The organism is Sediminibacterium sp. GW821-FHT12F12, from assembly GCF_058806635.1.
Window position 1 is genome coordinate 153690 of record NZ_JBXAPW010000006.1, and the last position, 17084, is coordinate 170773.

At 45.9% G+C, this 17084-nt stretch carries 16 protein-coding genes; 11 read left to right on the forward strand and 5 right to left on the reverse strand.

Annotated elements, in window-relative coordinates; genetic code table 11:
• The first annotated feature begins 9 nt into the window (after nucleotides 1-9).
• Together AC1RNB_RS11035 and AC1RNB_RS11040 are read left to right on the forward strand one after the other, a co-directional pair.
• Entirely contained in the window at nucleotides 10-777 is a 768-nt protein-coding gene (locus AC1RNB_RS11035) for an SDR family NAD(P)-dependent oxidoreductase (RefSeq protein WP_493082736.1), read from the forward strand.
• A gap of 240 nt (nucleotides 778-1017) precedes the next feature.
• Complete coding sequence (locus tag AC1RNB_RS11040; RefSeq protein WP_493082738.1) at nucleotides 1018-2061, forward strand: NAD(P)-dependent alcohol dehydrogenase; 1044 nt, start codon at nucleotides 1018-1020, stop codon at nucleotides 2059-2061.
• 65 nt (nucleotides 2062-2126) lie between these two features.
• Here the strand turns inward: AC1RNB_RS11040 and AC1RNB_RS11045 are convergent, their stop codons facing one another.
• Nucleotides 2127-4025: a gamma-glutamyltransferase family protein gene (locus AC1RNB_RS11045; RefSeq protein ID WP_493082740.1), complete on the reverse strand. Its 1899-nt coding sequence runs from the start codon at nucleotides 4023-4025 to the stop codon at nucleotides 2127-2129.
• A gap of 157 nt (nucleotides 4026-4182) precedes the next feature.
• Between AC1RNB_RS11045 and hemN the strand changes: the two genes are divergently transcribed.
• From hemN to AC1RNB_RS11060, 3 genes are all read left to right on the forward strand, one after another.
• On the forward strand, nucleotides 4183-5547 hold the full coding sequence (hemN, locus tag AC1RNB_RS11050) for an oxygen-independent coproporphyrinogen III oxidase (protein ID WP_493082741.1): 1365 nt from the start codon (nucleotides 4183-4185) through the stop codon (nucleotides 5545-5547).
• Between the two features lie 104 nt (nucleotides 5548-5651).
• Complete coding sequence (locus AC1RNB_RS11055) at nucleotides 5652-7487, forward strand: ABC transporter ATP-binding protein (protein ID WP_493082743.1); 1836 nt, start codon at nucleotides 5652-5654, stop codon at nucleotides 7485-7487.
• Between the two features lie 110 nt (nucleotides 7488-7597).
• Nucleotides 7598-8110: a DUF3276 family protein gene (locus tag AC1RNB_RS11060; RefSeq protein ID WP_493082744.1), complete on the forward strand. Its 513-nt coding sequence runs from the start codon at nucleotides 7598-7600 to the stop codon at nucleotides 8108-8110.
• Between the two features lie 48 nt (nucleotides 8111-8158).
• Here AC1RNB_RS11060 and AC1RNB_RS11065 read toward each other — a convergent pair whose 3' ends face one another.
• The 3 genes from AC1RNB_RS11065 to AC1RNB_RS11075 are packed head-to-tail and all read right to left on the reverse strand — an operon-like array spanning nucleotide 8159 to nucleotide 11445.
• A complete protein-coding gene (locus AC1RNB_RS11065; protein ID WP_493082745.1) occupies nucleotides 8159-8647 on the reverse strand; it encodes a GNAT family N-acetyltransferase in 489 nt (162 codons plus the stop codon).
• 2 nt (nucleotides 8648-8649) lie between these two features.
• The gene (gene pgi, locus AC1RNB_RS11070) at nucleotides 8650-10308 is read right to left on the reverse strand and encodes a glucose-6-phosphate isomerase (RefSeq protein WP_493082747.1); all 1659 of its coding nucleotides are present in this window, start codon (nucleotides 10306-10308) and stop codon (nucleotides 8650-8652) included.
• A gap of 27 nt (nucleotides 10309-10335) precedes the next feature.
• Nucleotides 10336-11445 (reverse strand): threonine aldolase family protein, encoded by a 1110-nt coding sequence (locus AC1RNB_RS11075; RefSeq protein ID WP_493082748.1) that lies wholly within the window; start codon nucleotides 11443-11445, stop codon nucleotides 10336-10338.
• A gap of 162 nt (nucleotides 11446-11607) precedes the next feature.
• Between AC1RNB_RS11075 and AC1RNB_RS11080 the strand changes: the two genes are divergently transcribed.
• From AC1RNB_RS11080 to AC1RNB_RS11105, 6 genes are all read left to right on the forward strand, one after another.
• Entirely contained in the window at nucleotides 11608-12465 is an 858-nt protein-coding gene (locus AC1RNB_RS11080) for a sigma-70 family RNA polymerase sigma factor (protein WP_161818490.1), read from the forward strand.
• A 304-nt stretch (nucleotides 12466-12769) separates the two neighbouring features.
• Nucleotides 12770-13645: a DUF4249 domain-containing protein gene (locus AC1RNB_RS11085; protein ID WP_493082750.1), complete on the forward strand. Its 876-nt coding sequence runs from the start codon at nucleotides 12770-12772 to the stop codon at nucleotides 13643-13645.
• Nucleotides 13646-13725: 80 nt separating this feature from the next.
• Nucleotides 13726-14673 (forward strand): thioredoxin-disulfide reductase, encoded by a 948-nt coding sequence (trxB, locus tag AC1RNB_RS11090; protein WP_493082752.1) that lies wholly within the window; start codon nucleotides 13726-13728, stop codon nucleotides 14671-14673.
• 103 nt (nucleotides 14674-14776) lie between these two features.
• Nucleotides 14777-15139, forward strand: a complete 363-nt coding sequence (locus AC1RNB_RS11095; protein WP_493082754.1) for a dihydroneopterin aldolase — start codon at nucleotides 14777-14779, stop codon at nucleotides 15137-15139.
• Nucleotides 15140-15150: 11 nt separating this feature from the next.
• The gene (locus AC1RNB_RS11100) at nucleotides 15151-15903 is read left to right on the forward strand and encodes a tetratricopeptide repeat protein (protein ID WP_493082756.1); all 753 of its coding nucleotides are present in this window, start codon (nucleotides 15151-15153) and stop codon (nucleotides 15901-15903) included.
• Between the two features lie 159 nt (nucleotides 15904-16062).
• Complete coding sequence (locus AC1RNB_RS11105) at nucleotides 16063-16320, forward strand: acyl-CoA-binding protein (RefSeq protein ID WP_493082758.1); 258 nt, start codon at nucleotides 16063-16065, stop codon at nucleotides 16318-16320.
• A gap of 95 nt (nucleotides 16321-16415) precedes the next feature.
• Here the strand turns inward: AC1RNB_RS11105 and AC1RNB_RS11110 are convergent, their stop codons facing one another.
• The gene (locus tag AC1RNB_RS11110) at nucleotides 16416-17081 is read right to left on the reverse strand and encodes a hypothetical protein (protein WP_493082760.1); all 666 of its coding nucleotides are present in this window, start codon (nucleotides 17079-17081) and stop codon (nucleotides 16416-16418) included.
• Between the last annotated feature and the right edge of the window lie 3 nt (nucleotides 17082-17084).

The following is a 17084-nucleotide window of genomic DNA, read 5'->3' on the forward strand; positions in this document are numbered from 1 at the left end:
CAGCAGCGAATGATGTTTTCACTCAATCAACAAACAGCCTTGATCACCGGTGGCGGAAGCGGGATCGGCAGATCAGTGGCAGAGGTATTTGCCAGCCAGGGCGCATTCGTGCACCTGATAGATATCAATGAAGAACAGGTAAAACAAACGGTTGCCGGAATAGAAAATGCAGGCGGTAAAGCGGCCTATCATATTTGTGATGTCAGTAACCAGGCTCAAGTACAAACTATTTTCCGCAACATCGGCCAGCTGGATATCCTGGTCAACAGCGCCGGCATTGCACATATCGGCACCGCCGCCACAACCAGTGAAGCCGATTTTGAAAAAGTATTCAACGTAAATGTAAAAGGCACATATAACTGTTTACACGAAGCCATACCGCTATTTATTAAACAGGGGGGTGGTGTGATCCTGAATATCGCTTCCATTGCCGCACTCGTGGGTATCCCCGACAGGTTTGCCTATAGCATGAGTAAGGGTGCGGTATATGCCATGACACTGAGTGTGGCCAAAGATTACCTGAACCAGGGTATCCGTTGTAATTCTATTTCGCCGGCAAGGGTACATACACCATTTGTGGATGGATTTCTTACCAAAAACTATCCCGGCAAGGAAAAAGAGATGTTTGAAAAACTGTCGCAGTCGCAACCCATCGGCCGAATGGCCAATACTGCCGAAGTGGCTTCGCTGGCCCTCTATCTCTGCAGTAAGGAAGCGTCTTTTATTTCGGGAAATGATTACCCGATCGACGGTGGATTTATCAAACTGAATAATTAACCTGATATGAATGATTGCAAATATGACTGTAGCTTTAAAACTTGTAAAGTATCAGTTTTTGTCAGATGCATATAAGTAACTGATCCCATCTGACCATCTATCGCATAAAAAAAATTGTCTCCCAAGAACAAAATAACAGAGTAAACGTTTTCGTAAATAATCAAAAGCAGCCTTCTGGAGCGGCTTATTTTTATATTAGATTATCACGAAATGATCCATTCATCCAAAAACTAACTTGCCATGATTCCCGCAAAAGCCTATGCGGCAGTAGATGCCAAAACTCCCTTACAACCTTTTTCTTTCAGCAGGAGAGACCTCCGAGCAGACGATGTACAGATCCGGATTGACTACTGCGGTGTATGCCACAGCGATATTCACCAGGCCAGAGATGAGTGGGGCGGTTCCATGTATCCCATGGTGCCCGGCCATGAAATCATCGGTGAAGTGGTGAGTACAGGTTCTAATGTAACCCAATTCAAAGTAGGAGATAAAGTGGGGGTAGGTGTGATGGTAGATTCCTGCTGCACCTGTAAAAACTGTAACAGAGACCAGGAACAATATTGTGAAGAAGGCATGACCGGCACGTATAATGCCATGGAAAGAGATGGGGCAACCGTGGCACAAGGTGGTTATTCATCGCAGATCGTGGTGAAAGACAGATTTGTATTACATCTTTCGCATAAACTGGATCCAGCCGCGGCAGCGCCTTTGCTATGCGCAGGCATTACTACTTACTCGCCTTTGCGTTTTGCGGGTGTTACGGCAGGGCAGAGAGTAGCAGTGGTAGGACTGGGCGGATTGGGGCACATGGGTGTAAAATTCGCTGTATCCTTTGGGGCAGAAGTAACCGTGATCAGTACTTCACCTTCCAAAGAAGCCGATGCCAAAAGATTGGGGGCACATCATTTTCTGCTGTCTACCGATAAAGAAGCGATGAAAAAACATGCCAGTCATTTTGATGTGATCCTCGATACGGTTTCTGCCAACCACGATTACACCGAATTTCTCAACCTGCTGGATATAGAAGGGAAACTGCTGATCGTAGGCCTGCCTTCTAAGGAGCCTTCGCTATCACCCTTCTCTTTAATCACCAAACGCCGCAGCATTATCGGTTCCATGATAGGCGGTATCAAGGAAACCCAGGAAATGCTGGATTACTGCGCAGAGAAAAATATTGTATCGGATGTAGAAATAATTCCGGTCCAGTATATCAATGAAGCTTATGAAAGAATGATCCGTTCCGATGTGAAATACCGGTTTGTCATTGATCTTGCTACATTGTAATAAAACTTACGCAATAAAAAAGCCATGGTATCAGAACCATGGCTTTTTCATATCTATCAATACTGTTACCAGCCAATACCATAATCTTCTCCGTTATTACTGCTGCCACCCCACAAACTACCATGTTTCCAATCGAACAGGATAGCATTGATGGGGCCGCTGGTTCTGCTGCCGGTGGCTATTTTGTAGCCCATTTTTTTCAGTTCCTCGCTCACACCAGCCGGCGTCTGATTGGAGAGAAGTATGCTGCCCGGTTTGGGTAAACGATCCGCCAGTTTGCTGCCACCCAGTGATAGCCATAGCTGGTTGGTATTAAAATTAGGTGCCTCGGTAGCCTGCTGCACCGTCATGCCAAATTCTACGATGTTCAGGAAAAACTGTACCAGGTTCTGGTCCTGTGTATCGCCACCCTGTACTCCAAAGCAGAGAAAAGGTTTGCCATCTTTCAATGCCAGTGAAGGAGTTAAGGTAACCCTGGGTCTTTTACCCGGTTCTACTACATTAAAAGGATCAATGAGGGGATCGAGTACAAAACTCTGCATGCGCTGACTCATACCAATACCCGTATTACCTGCAATACAGGCCGGTAACCAGCCACCGCTGGGCACGATAGACACTACCCATCCGGAAGTATCCGCCGCTTCAACAGAAGTAGTGCCTCGCCATAAGCGATCCATGTAAGCTTCATCGATTACCGGCTCGGTAAGCATGGCTGTCTGGTCGTGTTTGGGAATGGCGTTGCCAGAACCGGCTTCACTGTCCGTTAACGCCCTTCTTTGTTTGATCAGGTCTGTAAAAGGATTCGTCTTACCCTCATACGGATAAGGATCACCAGGTTGGGCAAAAGCATCGTTCTTCTCAAAACCGATCAGTTTGGCCCTGTCTTTGGCATAGGCTTTACTTAACAAACCTTTCATAGGCTCTGCCGGCGGAAATGCCGGATCACCATAATAAAAATCACGATCTGCATAGGCCAGGTTCATGGCCTGGTAAACGGTATGAATGTATTTGGGACTATTATATCCCATCGATTTCAGGTCAAAATTCTCTAGAATATTCAGTGACTGTAACATCATCGGGCCCTGTGTCCATTGCTGCAGTTTATAAACATCAATGCCTTTGTAAGATGTCTGCATCGGCTCTTCGATCACCGGTTTCCATCTGGCCAGGTCTTCTTTGGTGATGAGTCCGCCCTGTTCTTTACTGCCTCTTACAAACTCATCGGCAATATCTCCTTTGTAAAAACGGTCGTACGCAGCCATGATGGCTTCTTTCCGGCTTTTCTTTTTCTTCAGTGCGTTTTGTTCTGCTTCTACCAGTTTGGTCAATGTTTGCAGCAGGTCTTTCTGCACAAAAATTTCACCTGCTTCCGGTGCTTCCCGTTTTTCACCTTTATGTGTTAAAAAAACTTTAGTAGAATAGGGCCATTCTTTGATCCGGTCTTTTCCTCTTTCCATACTATTGGCCGTTTGCGCATCAATCGGATAGCCCGCTGCCAGTTGCATGGCGGGGGCCAGTACCTGCTGCAGACTCATGGTGCCAAACTCAGACAACATCAAACACAAACCACCAACGGTACCTGGTGTTACTGCTGCCAATGGCCCATATTCTGGAGGGAAATTATATCCTTTGCTTTTAAAAAAATCTACCGTTGCGCCGGTAGGTGCCACACCGAGCGCGTTAATGGCAATTACTTTTTTGGTTTTCGGATTAAAGATCAATGCCTGTGTTTCGCCACCCCAACTGAGTACGTCCCACATGGTGCAGGTAGCAGCCAGCATGGCGCAGGCAGCATCTACTGCATTACCGCCTTTTTGAAATACGATCGAACCGGCCGTAGCCGCCAATGGTTTACCGGTAATGGCCATCCAGTTTTTACCATGCAGTGGTGGTTTCTGTGTAGGTTGTGCCGACAGACTTACAGTAATCAGCAGCGAAACTAAAAGGGTGGGGGTTCTTTTCATGTGTTGCATTTTCAATTGGGAATGATTAAAGATACTTATCTCTGTTTATTTTACAGTGGCATGACAGTTTTGGCCACATTACGCCGATTCGCCTAACATTTATCATATTTTACCGGGTGGTGCCGGAATAATTTTGCTCTGTACTACAACCCTTACCATGACCACATCCATTTTACCCTTATTACAGAAATACGACCTGCCCACACCCCGTTATACCAGTTATCCAACGGTACCTTACTGGAATTTTGGAACGCTGACCGAAGCCAGCTGGAAAGAAACAGTAGTAAATACTTTCCGTGAAGAAAACGGGGAACTGTGTATTTATATCCACCTTCCATTCTGCGAAAACATGTGCACATTCTGTGCCTGTAACAAACGCATCACGGTTAACCATGCCGTGGAAGATCCCTATATCAGCAGCGTACTGAAAGAATGGGCCATGTATCGCTCACTCTTACCCGCCACACCTGTGATCAGAGAAATTCACCTCGGAGGGGGTACCCCTACTTTTTTCAGTCCCGATAACCTGGAGCAGCTCATCAAAGGCATTACCAAAGATGCCATCGTCAAAGAGGATCATGAATTCAGTATTGAAGTACATCCGAACTATACCACCGAAGAACATATCAAACGGCTGGCATCGGTAGGGTTTAACCGGATCAGTCTTGGGGTGCAGGACTTCGATCCCAAAGTGCAGTTTGTGATCAACCGGATCCAATCGTTTGAAAAAACCAAAGAAGTGGTTGACTGGGCAAGAAAATATCAATATACAAGTATTAACATCGACCTCGTCTATGGTTTGCCACACCAGACCGTAAGCAGTGTGGAACATACCATTGAGTTGATCAAAACGCTGATGCCCGACAGGATCGCCTTTTATTCTTATGCACATGTACCCTGGAAAAGCAAAGTGCAACGGAGATATTCTGAAGCCGATCTGCCCGCCGCGGCAGATAAATGGGCCATGTACAGCAGGGGACGGGAGTTGCTGGAAGAAGCCGGTTTTCAGCCCATCGGGATGGATCATTTTGCGCTGGCCAACGACAAACTCTTTACCGCTGCCCGCGAAGGCAAACTGCACCGGAATTTCATGGGATATACCACTACACGGTCGAAGCTGATCATTGGCCTGGGTGTATCCAGCATCAGCGATGCCTGGTATGGTTTTGCACAGAATGAAAAAGAAGTGGAAGCCTATGAAGCAAAAATCAGCCAGGGTATTCTGCCTTTGGTGCATGGCCATAAACTAACGGAGGAAGATACTGTGATCCGCAGAAAGATCCTGGAACTGATGTGTGAAAATGAAACAGTGCTGGATCACCCTGTACTGGATACTGCTTTTATAGAAACGGCTTTTAACAAACTGGCGCTGCTGGAAGCAGATGAACTGGTAAAACTGTCCGGCCGCAAAATACAGGTAACAGAAAAGGGCATGTCCTTTATCCGCATCATCAGTGCGGCTATTGATGCCTATCTCTGGCGTAACCATAGTGGTGCCAATACCTTCAGCAAAGCCATATAAAATGTTCGGGCAATGTACCCATAACCCGGTATTTCCCCACTCATCCAATTGATCCGTGTTTTGATAGGCCCTTGCTTGTACCTTTGTGTAAACAAGTACTATCATTGAAGCACCTCGCAGCCCTCAATAAATATTTCTGGAAATACCGAAACCGTTTTTTTATCGGGATCTTTTTCGTGGTGGCTTCCAACTATTTTGCGGTGCTGGCACCCCAGGTTACCGGTTTTGTGGTAAACCAGGTACAGCAACGTTTACCCGGCGCCCGTCCGGCCGCTACCAAACCGGTGCATGATTCGCTGGTAGACTGGTTCATTACCACCATACAGGCGGGTAATTTCAGTTTTGGCTGGCTGGTGGCCATTTGCAGCCTTACCATTCTGGGCCTGGCCATTTTACGGGGCATACTGATGTTTTTTATGCGGCAAACCATCATTGTGATGAGCCGGCATATTGAATATGACCAGAAAAACGAGATCTTCCAGCACTACCAGCAACTGGATACCCAATTCTATAAAACGCACAGCACCGGCGACCTGATGAACCGGATGACGGAAGATGTTAGCCGGGTGAGAATGTATACAGGTCCGGCAGTCATGTATCTGATCAACCTGATCACCCTCATTGGTTTCTGCGTGGTGAATATGTTGCGTAAAGATGTACAGCTTACTTTACTGGTACTGGCCCCTTTACCGGTGCTGGCGATCACGATTTACCTCGTGAACAGTGTCATCAATAAAAAAAGCGAAAAGATCCAGGGTTTGTTATCCGATCTCACCACCAATGCACAGGAATCTTTTTCCGGGATCCGTGTGATCAAATCTTTCGTGCAGGAAAAAGCCATGCTGGGTTTCTTTCAGCGGAACAGTGAATCGTATAAAACCAATGCGGTAGGACTGGCCAAAGTAGAAGCGATTTATTTTCCGAGTATGGCACTGATGATCGGACTGAGTACACTGGTGACCATTATGGTGGGAGGCATGCAGGCATTGGAAGACAGCAGTAAAGTAGGATTGATTGTTGAGTTTGTGATCTATATCAATATGCTCACTTTCCCGGTAAGTGCCATCGGCTGGACGGCCAGCATGATTCAACGGGCGGCGGCTTCGCAGAAAAGGCTGAACGAGTTTCTGCAAACCCAACCTACCATTGCCAACAGTGAAGAAAAAGTAAGTACACCGGTAGCTGGCGATATTCATTTTAAGGATGTCAGTTTTACCTATCCCCATACAGGTATACAGGCTTTGCAGCATTGCAACCTGCATATACGGAAAGGTGAGAAGATACTGTTACTGGGCAGAACAGGCAGTGGTAAGTCTACTCTGGCGCAGTTGCTGCTCCGTTTCTATGACCCGCAGGAAGGTAATATCAGCATCGGCGGTACAGATATCAGAAATATCGATCTGCGAACATTGCGGGAGCAGATCAGTTATGTGCAACAGGATATTTTTCTGTTCAGCGATACGGTAAGTGATAATATCAGTTTTGGATTATCCAGTCCTGCCACGCAGGAAACCATCGAAAAAGCAGCGGGATTCTCCAGTGTACACAAAGAGATCCTCGGGTTCAGTAAAGGATACGACACAATGATCGGTGAACGGGGCGTAACGTTAAGCGGTGGACAGAAACAACGGATCTCTATTGCCCGGGCATTGATCAAAGAACCAGAGATCATTGTATTTGATGACTGTCTGAGTGCGGTTGATGCCAAAACGGAAAATGAAATCATTGGCAACCTGTACCGCTACCTGCACGATAAAACAGCTATCATCATCACACACCGCATCTTCTCCAGTTTTCCTTTCGATAAAATCATCGTACTCGAAGATGGGGAACTGGTTGAACAGGGTACCCACGAAACCCTGATGGCAAAGAATGGCTATTATGCCGAATTATTCAAGCTGCAACTGATGGAGAACAGGTCGGATAAGGCCGAATCCTGACCACCCGGCAACCAGCCTAAACCCGCATATTTACTGTGTTCCGGGCCTTCCGGAACCCCCTGTTCCGGACTTTCTGCTAAAATTTTGGTAATTCATAAACAATCCTATATTTGTCATACTTAAAAAAGGATTCGAAAACCAAAAAACTAACTACTGTGGCGTACGAGAACAACGACAAAAAAATGGAAAGTGTTTACAGCAAACGGATCAGGGCAGGTAAAAGAAGAACCTATTTTTTTGATGTAAGGGCAACCAGGGGAAATGATTACTTTCTGACCATCACAGAAAGCCGCAAGCGCTTTGATGACAATGGGTACGACAGGCACAAGATCTTTCTGTACAAGGAAGACTTCAACAAATTCATCAAAGCCCTTGGCGAAGCCATCGACTACGTAAAAACCGACCTGATGCCGGATTTTGATTTCGATGCTTTTAACCATGAATATGATGAAGAGGGCGCACCCGCAGCAGAAGGTGGAGAAGTAGCCGTTGCCGCAGAAGAAACTGCTGTTGAACCAGCCGAAGTAATAGCTGAAGCACCTGTAACACCAGTAGCTGTCAGCAGTGCAGTGGCCGATGCAGAAGCTTCCAACCTGGCTTCGGAAGAAGTAGACAAATGGTAATACAACCTATAGAAAACTGAAAGAGCCGCTGTTAGCGGCTCTTTTCATTTATAAGGTCTTCAACATCCAGATATCACATCCGTTATGCCCCGAGTTACCCATGGGGCCTTTCAGGTAAGTGAATCCGAATTTCTCATATACACTCACTGCTTTCTTTAATTCGGGCATAGTTTCGAGATATACAGACTGAAATCCGTTCTCTTTGGCTTTTTGCAAACACTGGTCAATCATGAAACGGCCCAGTCCCAATCCGCGGGCGGCGGGAGAGAGGTACATCTTCACCAACTCGCAGGTATCTTCCGGCAAACCTTCCGTAGGGAAAATGCCTGCACCACCTGCCAACAGACCGTCTTTCACGGCCACATAATAGGCACTTTTAGGGGTAGACTGAAACAGTTCAAATAAATGATCCGTTGAATCATCATAATAAACGGTGCCTTGTCTGGCAGCGCCAAATTCTTCGAGACTGCGGCGGATGATGCTGGCCATGCCTGCATTATCGCCCGGAGCTATGGGTCTGATGGTTACTCCTTCCATGATCAGGGTTTGATAAAAGCTTTGAAGGCATTGATCAATCCGTTCGTAGATGAATCGTGCGCATTAACAGGTTCTTCCGTTACCAGTTCCGGCAATATCTGGTTGGCCAGCTGTTTACCGAGTTCCACACCCCACTGGTCAAAACTGAAAATATTCCAGATCACTCCCTGTACAAAGATCTTGTGTTCGTATAAAGCGATCAGGCTACCCAGTGTAAAGGGATTGATCTCTTTTACCAGGATGGAATTGGTAGGTCTGTTTCCTTCAAATATTTTAAAAGGGGCCAGTTTCTTGATCTCTTCCTCGTTTTTATTGGCTTTCATCAGTTCTACTTTCACGCCATTTTCGGTCTTTCCGTTCATCAGCGCTTCTGTCTGCGCAAAGAAATTGGAGAGCAGTTTTACATGGTGATCGCCCAGGGCATTATGACTGATGGCAGGCGCGATAAAATCGCAGGGGATCATACAGGTTCCCTGGTGTATCAGCTGGTAAAATGCATGTTGTCCGTTGGTGCCGGGTTCTCCCCAGATCACCGGGCCGGTGGCATAATTCACAGGATTGCCACTGCGGTCAATACTTTTTCCATTGCTTTCCATATTACCCTGTTGGAAATACGCAGGGAAACGATGCATGTATTGATCGTAGGGGAGAATGGCTTCACTTTGTGCTCCAAAGAAATTGGTGTACCAGATGCCGAGTAATGCCATCAGTACCGGGATATTCTTATCAAATTTCTCTTTGTGAAAATGCTCATCTACGGCATGGGCTCCTTTCAGCAATTGCTCAAAATGATCGTAACCGATGGTCAAGGCAATCGATAAACCGATGGCACTCCAGAGCGAATAACGGCCGCCCACCCAATCCCAGAACTCGAACATATTGGCTTTATCGATACCAAAAGCCGTTACTTCTTTTTCGTTGGTGCTTAACGCCACAAAATGTTTGGCCACATGGGCTTCCAGTTTGGCTTCTTTCAGAAACCATTCCCTGGCCGTGTGGGCATTGGTCATGGTTTCCTGCGTGGTAAAGGTTTTGGAAGCTACCAGGAACAGGGTTTCTTCCGGGTTTACTTTCTTCAGGGTTTCGGCAATATGCGTACCATCCACATTGCTCACAAAATAAGTTTGAATGCCTTCTTTCCAGTAGGGGCGGAGGGCTTCGGTTACCATAAAAGGCCCCAGGTCGCTGCCACCGATACCGATATTGACGATGTATTTTATTTTTTTGCCGGTATATCCTTTCCATTTACCGCTATGCACTTCTTCGCAGAAAGCTTTCATGTGTTCCTGCACTTTGCGGATGCGGGGCATGATGTCTTTTCCTTCTACCAGTATGGCAGTATCTGAAAAATTACGGAGGGCCGTATGCAGCACAGAACGCTGTTCGGTTTCATTGATTTTGATACCGGCAAACATTTCATGGATCGCTTCTTTCAGCTTACAATCTTCTGCCAGTTGCAGTAACAGTTGCAGTGTTTTCTGGCTGATGATATTTTTGGAATAATCGAAGAGGATCTCTCCCAGGCGGATGGAAAATTTCTGAAAACGCTCCGGATCTGCCGCAAACAGGTCGCGCATATGCCGGCGACTCATTTCTTCCTCATGGTGTTTCGTCAATAAAAACCAGGCCTGTGTATTCGTTGGGTTAATTCTGGGTAACATAGCTCTACTATTAAAATTCTCTTCTGCTTATAAACTATTAATCAGTTCAATGGTTCGGGTAACATCCTGCGGATGAATATCGAGGTGTACCACGATCCTTACCTGTGTGGGTGCAATCGCCATAACAAAAACACCCTGCTCTTTTAAACGGGCTGCCAGAGAGGCTGCCGTATATCTTCCTTTCACTTCAAAAATGAGGATATTGGTTTCTACCGGCAAGATCTCACCCACAAAATCCTTTCCCTGCAAGGCGGCAGCAATCTGTTGGGTATGGCGGTGATCATCTGCCAAACGGGCCACATGGTTCTCGAGCGCATAGATGCCGGCGGCTGCCAGGTAACCTGCCTGCCTCATACCACCTCCAAAGATCTTCCTGATACGACGGGCTTTTTTGATCATGGCCGCACTACCGATCAGCACACTGCCTACCGGGGTACCCAATCCCTTGCTCAGGCAGATGGAGATGGAATCAAATACTTCCCCGTATTGTTTACAGGTTTCGTTTTTGGCCACCAGGGCATTGAATAAACGGGCGCCATCCAGGTGCAGCTTCAGGTTATTTTGTAAACAAACCTCTTTAATGGCTTGTATATCAGCAAAATGATAACAACTTCCCCCGCCACGGTTTCCGGTATTCTCCAGCGAAACCAGGGTGGTACTGGGTTTATGCACATCTTCCGGGTTGATGTTTTCCTTCACCTGGTCGGCTGTAATGCGGCCCCGGTTGCCATCGATCAGTCTTACAGATGCCCCGGCATTAAATGCGATACCGCCACCTTCATACTGGTAAATATGCGACAATTTCTCACAGATCACTTCATCGCCTGGCTGCGTATGACATTTTATCGCTATTTGATTGGTCATGGTGCCGCTCGGACAAAAAACAGCAGCTTCCATCCCAAAAAGGGAGGCCGACATGCTTTCCAGCTGGTTAATGGAGGGGTCCTCACCAAAAACATCGTCGCCTACGGGAGCTTTCATCATTGCTTCCAGCATTCCCGGGGTGGGGCGGGTTACTGTGTCTGAGCGAAAATCGATCATAGATTGCGAAGATACTCCGAAACAGTACTGTAACCCAAGCCGATAGCGGTATAATTTATACAGATTCCCTGCAAAAGCCTGCGCTTTTTTGCCCATTTGCTTAAGTTTTTCCACAAAAGCTGGCATATTTCGATGTTCCAACGTACCTTTGCAGGCCTCAGAATGGGATGCGTTAACTACTTTAACTATTTCCTTTACAGCGTTTACAAAACAAATGGGGTCTTAGAATCGTTTACTATAAATACGTAACTATACAACATGAGGCAGCTCAAGATCGCTACACAGATTACCAACAGAGATTCACAGGCCGTTGAGAAGTATCTGCAGGAAATTTCCAAAATCCCGATGATCACCCCCGAAGAGGAAACTACTTTGGCACAACGCATCAAAATGGGTGACCAACGTGCATTAGACAAACTGGTTCAGGCCAATCTCCGTTTCGTGGTATCCGTAGCGAAACAATACCAGCACCAGGGGCTTTCCCTGAGTGACCTGATCAACGAAGGTAACCTTGGTCTGATCAAAGCTGCCCAGCGTTTCGATGAAACCAAGGGTTTCAAATTCATTTCTTACGCCGTATGGTGGATCCGTCAGTCTATTCTGCAGGCCTTGGCCGAGCAGGGTCGTCTGGTTCGTTTGCCACAGAATAAGATCGGCACTTACAATAAAGCCAACAAAGCCTATATGGCTTTTGAACAGGAACATGAGCGCGAGCCTTCTACCGAAGAGCTGGCCGAGATCCTGGAAATGAGCGAAACCGAGATCAACAATATCTTCCAGAGCAATACCCGTCATACTTCACTGGATGCACCTGTGCACGAAGCAGAAGATGTAGCCATGGGCGACCTGCTGGAAGGCAGCGACGATACCGATGAAGACGTGATGAAAGATTCGCTGCGCGAAGAGATCCGCCGCGTACTGAAATCACTCAGTCCACGCGAAGCCGAGATCGTAAACGCCTACTTCGGATTGGATGGCGAAAACGGGGTTACCATTGAGCAGATCGGTATGAAATACGACCTTACCAAAGAGCGTATCCGCCAGATCAAGGAAAGAGCCATCAAACGCCTGCAGAAAGCACGCTACAGCAACGCTTTAAAAGCGTACCTGGGATAAATGCTACTTAATCAAATCAAGATAAAAAGCCCTTCTGGTTACAGAGGGGCTTTTTATTGGAGGGAGAGGAGAACAGACGAACAGATGAACAGACGAACAGATGAACAGACGAGCAAGGAACGGATGAACGGAATATTACCAATGCATGCACCCCATACCCAGAACCTAAAACTTAGAACTTAAAACCTAAAGGAGAAGTTGGCTACAGGTTACTCTCTTTCCTATAATGGCTTTTTTCATCTCATACCATACCATTGTTAACTTTTATGATTTCTGCTTGTTGTAATCCATATAAATTTACAGTATGAAAAAATGGGGCTTTTTGGTATCTGCATTGCTGTTGCTGCTGGCATGCGAAAAAACGGTCCAGTTACAGCCCGAAGTGCAGGCGCCTAAACTGGTGGTAGAAGCACAGATCGAAACCGGGCAAGCTCCCTATGTGGTATTATCCAGCTCCCTTAATTATTTTTCTACCATTGATGCCGCTACATTGAACAATACCTACGTTAACGGGGCCAAAATCACCGTAAACGATGGCAACAGAACCGTTTTACTGAAAGAATATACGGTTCCGCTTACGGGTGGGTACACTTTTTATTATTACAGTATCGACCCAGCCAATCCTATGTTTGGCGAGCAGGGCAAAACCTACCGTTTAACAATTGAAACCGGCGGACAGGTGTATCAATCGCAAACCCAGATACCGGTGCTGGCTAAAAAAATCGATTCGCTCTGGTGGAAAAAAGCACCGTTTAATACAGATACCAATAAAGTGGTACTGATGTCGCGGGTAACTGACCCACCGGGTTATGGCAATTATATCCGTTACTTTACCAAAACCAACCGGGGCGAATTTTATCCGGGTATGAACAGCGTATTCGACGACCAGATCATTGATGGTAAAACCTATGATATCCAGATAGACCAGGGGGTAACGAAGAATGAGAAAGTAAAATTCGAAGACTACGGTTATTTTAAAAGAGGCGATACGGTAATCGTGAAAATGTGCAATATTGATAAAGCCAGTTTTGATTTCTGGAAAACATGGGAATTTGCCTGGCAGTCGGTAGGCAATCCCTTTTCCACACCCGGAAAAGTGACCGGTAATATCGATAACCAGGCTCTGGGCTCTTTTTGCGGGTATGCCGTGCAGTACAAAAGCCTGATTATCCCCAAATAACCCGGTTTGTGTACAATCTAAGCGGTAAAACGGTAAGGGAGTGATATTTTTGCTCGTCTAAACATTATAAAGAATCATACATGACAAATGAGGCTACAGAAAGGGTGCATATATTGATCATCGGATCAGGCCCTGCAGGTTATACCGCTGCGATTTATGCAGCAAGAGCGAATATGAAACCGGTATTATACCAGGGCATTCAGCCCGGAGGACAATTGACCATTACCACTGAAGTGGAGAACTATCCCGGTTATCCGGATGGCATACAGGGTCCGGAAATGATGGTGCATTTTGAAAAACAGGCGGCAAGGATGGGAGCGGATATCCGTTATGGACTGGCTACCAAAGTAGATTTTAGTCAGCAACCCTACAAAGTATGGATCGATGAAGAGAAGCTGATCGAAGCCGACGCGGTGATCATCTCTACCGGTGCATCTGCCAAGTGGCTCGGTATTCCTAGCGAAGAGCGTTTGAATGGTTTTGGCGTAAGTGCCTGTGCCGTTTGCGACGGATTCTTTTTCCGTGGAAAAGAAGTGGCCATTGTTGGGGCAGGGGATACGGCGGCGGAAGAAGCCATTTATCTTTCTAAGCTCTGTACTACGGTGCATATGTTTATCCGTAAAGATAAAATGCGCGCCAGCAAGGTAATGCAGGACAGGGTACTGAACACCCCCAATATCAAAGTATACTGGAATACAGATACAGAAGAAATTCTGGGAGAGCATAAAACAGAAGCCGTTCGCATCAGAAATAATAAAACGCAGGAAACACAGGAAATTCCGATCAGCGGATTTTTTGTGGCCATTGGTCACCAACCCAACAGTGATATTTTCAAAGAATATATCAAGATGGATGAAACCGGTTATATTCTCACAGAACCCGGTACTACTAAAACCAATCTGGAAGGAGTATTTGCCGCCGGTGATGTACAGGATAAAAACTATCGCCAGGCCGTAACCGCCGCCGGCAGTGGCTGTATGGCCGCACTGGATGCAGAGCGTTATCTGAGTGCGAAAGGAATAGCGTAATAGTTAGGAGTTGGGAGTCTGGAGTTAGGAGTACAATATTACAGCACCTAACTCCAGACTCCAAACTCCTAACTCCAAACTCCAAACTCCAAACTCTCAACCCATGCTTTCCATCCACCTACACAACCTCACCCTTTTTGCCCATCATGGCATTTACCAGGAGGAAAAACTGTTGGGTAATGCGTTTGAGTTGAATATTACCATCAACTATGAGCCGGTTGGTTTACCAGTAAAACATTTATCAGACAGCATTGATTATGTAGCAGTGTATGAGTTGGTGAAGAAACGCATGGCCATACCTACGCCTTTACTGGAAACGGTGATTACAGAGATTGCCACGGAAATTCTGGCACAGTTTTCTCTGGCAGAAGAAGTGTTTATCGCTATCCGCAAAAAATATCCGCCCATTACGCAGATGGAAGGCAGCGTTGGCGTCAGTTTTTCACTCAAAAGAACAACCACTTAATCGTCCGTTGCATGAAATACCTGTTATTATTTTTCTGTGCCTTTTGTATAGTTTCTGTCAACGCGCAGGAGATCAATGTATTACTGAAAGAAGCCGATAACCTGGAAAAACAATTAAAAGAACCCGAGGCTCTTGATAAATACAAACAGGTACTGCTGCAAAATCCAACCCATCTGAAATCACTGGTAAAACTGGCCGAACTGAATGTGGCACTGGGTAACCGGCAAACTGATAAAAACAGCAAAAGACTGTATTATGAAACAGCTTTGTCTTTTGCCAACCGTGCTTTCCAGGCCGATAGTAACCAGGCCGATGCAGCCTATGCCATGTCGATGGTAGCGGGTAAAATGACGGATGTAGAGAGTGAGAACAAAAAGATCGTAGCGTATGTGAAAGATGTGAAGTTGTACGCAGACCGGGCTTTATCCATCAACCCCAATCATGCCAAAGCCAATTATACCCTGGGTAAATGGCATTATGAAATGGCTAACTTATCCGGCATCAAAAAAGTGGCGGTGAAATTATTTTACGGGGGGTTGCCTGAGGGCAATCTGGATGATGCGATCAGATACATGGAAAAATGCAAATCGCTGGAACCTTATTTTGCAAGCAACTACTTAGACCTCGCCAAAGCCTATAAAGACAACCGCCGGCCCGCTGAAGCGATTGAAGTACTGAACAGACTGGTGAAACTTCCCACCAGAACCACGGATGATATTGCCTATAAAGCGGAAGGGGGTAAGTTACTGGCATCGATGCAGTAGTTCAACAAATACTTCTACTTTTAGGTTGTTAGACATCAGTACTGGTAGTTGTTTAGGCGTAGGTACTTATAGATGTTTAGGCGTCAGACCGCGTCAGCGTTCCGACGCCGTCTAATTTTTAATTGTTAATTTTTAATTGCTAATTTTTAATTCTCTGCCATGGAACTCCAGCAACTATTCGAACAGGCCGTAGCCAACAGTAAATTATTATCAGAAAAGCCTGATAACGAAACCTTATTGAAACTCTATTCACTGTTCAAACAGGCCACAGAAGGCGATACTACTGAAAGCGGCCCCTCCAATCCCTTTGATTTTGTAGCTAAATTCAAACATGAAGCCTGGGCCAAACTGGCGGGTACAACCAAAGAAAGTGCGATGCAGCAGTATGTAGATCTGGTGACTAAGCTGAAAGGATAAGAACAGAAGAACAGACGAGCAAGGAACAGATGAACGGAGTTTAGTTTTATCCGATCCTTACTCGTCTGCTTATTTGTTAGTAACTACCTACTTCGCTATTTCAACAGATAACTAACTCCGATACCTATTGAATTCAGGGAGAACCCATTTAAGCCAGTAGAGAAACCAACCCTATTTGAACTACCCGTGGTGGATACATTACCACTCGTAACAGTTGATTTTCCATGTCCCAATTCCAGGCTTAGCAGGTTATTCAGCTGTGTACTCAGTAAAAATCGTGGGGTTAACTGGTACAGCAATCCAATACCTCCCCGGAGATAAACAACAAAGCCTTTGTTATCGACTGTATTGGGAGAAAACGTAATCTGGTTTTTTTGAAACTGGTAGTTAGCGCCAACCGATCCAGTTAATGTGAAATATAATCTTTTTGCCAGCGGCTGTAGTTGGGTCTGTGAAATATAAGCACCGATCAGATGCGAACGAGAGCTTTGTTCTGAAGGTCCGCCGATTCCTGTTTTTTGCTGTGAATAGTCATACTGCAATCCAAAACCTGTAATCCGGGTCGAACTGGTAAACTTTGAGAAAATAGGGGATAGGTTAAACGAAGTATAATTCTGCTTTTGAACGGTTGGCGTATTGATATCTACATTGTTATATCCTACAGATACCTGTCCACCGATCATTTTCTGTCCGGCAGAAAACTGCGCATTGGCCGCAAATACGAAACATAGAGCAGCCAGTAAAAAAACTGATTTTTTCATAAG